5 protein-coding genes are annotated in these 3,327 nt (G+C 30.5%); all 5 read left to right on the plus strand.

Translation table 11 applies throughout. From position 1 onward, the window contains the following. Positions 1-123 precede the first annotated feature (123 nt). Positions 124-681, plus strand: coding sequence for a hypothetical protein (locus K8344_RS13720; RefSeq protein ID WP_237609249.1), 558 nt, complete (start codon positions 124-126; stop codon positions 679-681). A 211-nt stretch (positions 682-892) separates the two neighbouring features. Continuing rightward, complete coding sequence (locus K8344_RS13725; RefSeq protein WP_237609250.1) at positions 893-1,303, plus strand: hypothetical protein; 411 nt, start codon at positions 893-895, stop codon at positions 1,301-1,303. 58 nt (positions 1,304-1,361) lie between these two features. Further along, positions 1,362-2,012: a porin family protein gene (locus tag K8344_RS13730; RefSeq protein ID WP_237609251.1), complete on the plus strand. Its 651-nt coding sequence runs from the start codon at positions 1,362-1,364 to the stop codon at positions 2,010-2,012. Positions 2,013-2,295: 283 nt separating this feature from the next. Then, a complete protein-coding gene (locus tag K8344_RS13735; protein ID WP_237609252.1) occupies positions 2,296-2,622 on the plus strand; it encodes a hypothetical protein in 327 nt (108 codons plus the stop codon). An 11-nt stretch (positions 2,623-2,633) separates the two neighbouring features. Beyond that, the gene (locus K8344_RS13740; RefSeq protein WP_237609253.1) at positions 2,634-3,083 is read left to right on the plus strand and encodes an FEKKY domain-containing protein; all 450 of its coding nucleotides are present in this window, start codon (positions 2,634-2,636) and stop codon (positions 3,081-3,083) included. The last annotated feature ends 244 nt before the right edge of the window (positions 3,084-3,327 follow it).

The raw sequence follows: 3,327 nt of genomic DNA on the forward strand, positions 1-3,327 counted from the left end.
CAATCAAATTATACAATGAAATAAGATTACACTTATCTTTAGATTTTAAAACACCTGAAATGGTATATAAATTAACAGCGTAAATCAATTTTTAAACTGTAGCCATATTTCAGGACGAGACATATGAAAAAAACACTCTTGATATTATTTATACTTGTTGCTAACATTGGTTGTGGACAAGAAATCTCAAAAACTCAATTGGAATCTGATTTTTTAGAGTACAGCAATCTAATTTCTAAAAGAGAATATAAAAAGGCAGTTGATTATATGCCGACTGATTTTTGGAATGTGTATGAAAAGAATGAATTTCTGACCGGAATGGAACGAATCGGAAAACAAATGGATTCAATCTCCATTGATAATTTAAAAATTGTCAAGATTAGTGAAACCATAGAATCAAAAAATAAAAAGTTCAGAATTATAACATACTCATCGGATTTGGAATTTGATTCCTCAAATATTCCTGAAAGAGTAATTGAAAAATACAAATCACAATTTGGACTGGAAAATGTAAAAGTAGATACTATCAATAAACTGATTGAAATAAAAAACAATAGTCAAATGGCTTCTGTTTATGACGAAAATTTGAACAAATGGAAATATTTGGAATTTAATTCGCAAATTATAACGAAGGTTTACGGAATTGAAACGCAAGCAGAACTGAAAAAATACGTACGCTAACAACGTATAAAAATAATAGGGCAATGAGTGCCTAACTCAATGGTAAAGGCATATTTACGAGGTCGCCAAATTTTTGAATTTGGCTTATTGAGAAAAAAAGATAATAAGAAAAATTTAAAAATTCGGCTTGTGTTCAACCGAATAGTAGTCGCCTTTTTTCCGCCCTACTATTCTTATACACAGACGTTACAAACAATTTAAAAACCACTTTATGAAATTTAATTCTTTTATTTTAACATTATTAATATTGCTTTTTTTTAGTTGTGGAAATGATGATAATATTGACGACTACAATCCTTGTGATAATGAATCATTAGGAATAGATGGAGTAACTATATCAAATTTTTCGATTCAGCCATTTAATGAAGGTGATGAAAAAGGATATTTAATTACAGGGATAATCACAAACAATAATAGCGAATCTGTTTCTGGACACACAAATTTTGTGTTTCGAGAAAATGGAAGGATTATAACTTATGGAAACGTCAATGCAGCTTCCTCAACAACTTGTTTAGATATTGAGGCTGAATCTACTTGTGACTTTGAATGGCGAAAGACTTTGTATGATAATGAAACTCTTGACAACAATATTGAATTTTTATGCTTTTATTACTCCTTATAAAAAACATAACCTTTTATAAATATACATTTACCTAAATCTTTTAACATTAAAAAATAAGATGAAAAGAATCATAATCATTATCGCTCTATCTTTTTTGACAGCCAATCTCTTCGGACAAAATACTACAACAGAATATGGTTTAAAAACTGGAATAAATTACTCAAAATACACTCCAAATATTGAGTTTAACGGAATTGAAGTCGTGGATTTTAATGGCAAGTTCGGATTTTTTGTCGGTGGTTTTGTCAATTTTGACTTTTCTGACATTTTAAAATTACAACCGGAATTACTTTTTGCTTTACAGGGCACTAATACATCACAAGAAATTGAATTAAGATTTTCTCCCGACCAAGAACCCGTCGTCGGAGAATTAAAATCAAGAGTTACGGAATCTACTATTTCACTTCCAATTATGTTACAAATATATCCAACTGAAAAATTTTATATTGAGATTGGACCACAATTTGGATATATAGTAAACAGAAAGGAAAAAGTTACGGATGACCCATTTACGGAATTTGGAAGCCCTTTCGGAGTTAGTGAAGATTGCCCGAATTGTGATAAATTTGACTTGGGTGCATCTTTAGGAATTGGTTACAATTTTACAAGTCTAATTGGAATAAGCACAAGATATTATGCTGGTCTAATTGAGAGAAATAATACTATAAAATCATCAGTTATAAATTTAGGTATTAATTACAAATTGTAGAAAAACTGTTTGTAACACTGTATAAAAAAAATAGGGCAAGTAAGTGCCAAACCCAATGTTTCAGGCATATTTGCGAGGTCGCCAAATTTTTAAATTTGACGATTTCCCAAAAATAAAATAATTAGTAAAATTTAAAAATTCGGCTTGTGTTTCATCCGAAAATTATCGCTTATTTTCAGCGCTACTTTTCATATACAAGACCGTTGTAAAACATTTGAAAAAAATTCTGTACATATTAATAATTTTCTGTTTCGGATTTAAATGCGCCGATAAGAATTGCGTTTTGAATAACGGAAAATATAAAGTTGTCTATGACAAAGAGTTTGCGGATTATCCAAAATTTGAATTTAAAATAAATGGTCAAAGTTTGACGGAAATAAATTCTAACTCGAATCATAAATATACAATTGAAACACTTGGAGAGAATTCTTTTCGACTTAAATCAATTGAAAAACAAACTGACTCTTTAACGGAATTTCAAAAAACATTAATATCAAACGGAAAACCGTATTATGAAATTACAAATTGTAAAAAGGATACGATTAATTTTACAATGCGAGTAAATCTGCACGTGATTTCTCATTCAGGAAAATTTGTCCGACTAAAATGAAAGAAAAACGTATGAAATTCATATTAACACTATTTATCGGAATTTTGACATTGACTTTGAGTGCTCAAACAGACGGAGAAGAAACTGTTATATTCTCGAGAATTGGAGAATTGAGCGATGAGCAATTAAATAATTCTGGAGCTTCTAAACTGACTTTTATTACGAACAAAAAAGAAGCAGAAAAAATGGCGGAATTGGATATTAAAAACGGAAATCCATTTTTGTTGCTAATGGGCGGAATTGCACCAACGATAATTGCTACTGACCCACAATTTGAAAAAGAATACGGAATTTACTATTACGAATTTGGTTGTACTGGACCAGAAAATGACATAATTGTTGCTTACAACAGAATAGTATTTGAACATTTAAACTCGACAAAAGGAAAAAAGTGGATAAAAGAAGTCAGAGATGACGTGATCGGATTTAAGGAATGGAAACGCAATTACAAACGGAAATAAAAAAACGTTTTACAACAATGTATAACCGCAATTACGGCGGATTCGACTACGTCCGAATCCACTTGGAATTGCTAAAGCCTGTGCTAAACCGAAAATTAACGCATATTAACCCGTAACTGACGGTTATACGAGACCGTTGTACAACATACTGACCCGTCCTGAATAAAGGCTACATAATTTTAAACATTATGTACAAAAACGACAAAGTAATCAGACGGTATTCAGAACCTTTTAAACTGAAAAT

The organism is Aequorivita xiaoshiensis, from assembly GCF_022008395.1.
Classification (GTDB): Bacteria; Bacteroidota; Bacteroidia; order Flavobacteriales; family Flavobacteriaceae; genus Aequorivita; species Aequorivita xiaoshiensis.

Coding starts and splice junctions, on each gene's coding strand:
- K8344_RS13720 (WP_237609249.1), top strand. CDS start 124: ATGAAAAAAACACTCTTGATATTATTTATACTTGTTGCTAACATTGGT.
- K8344_RS13725 (WP_237609250.1), top strand. CDS start 893: ATGAAATTTAATTCTTTTATTTTAACATTATTAATATTGCTTTTTTTT.
- K8344_RS13730 (WP_237609251.1), top strand. CDS start 1,362: ATGAAAAGAATCATAATCATTATCGCTCTATCTTTTTTGACAGCCAAT.
- K8344_RS13740 (WP_237609253.1), top strand. CDS start 2,634: ATGAAATTCATATTAACACTATTTATCGGAATTTTGACATTGACTTTG.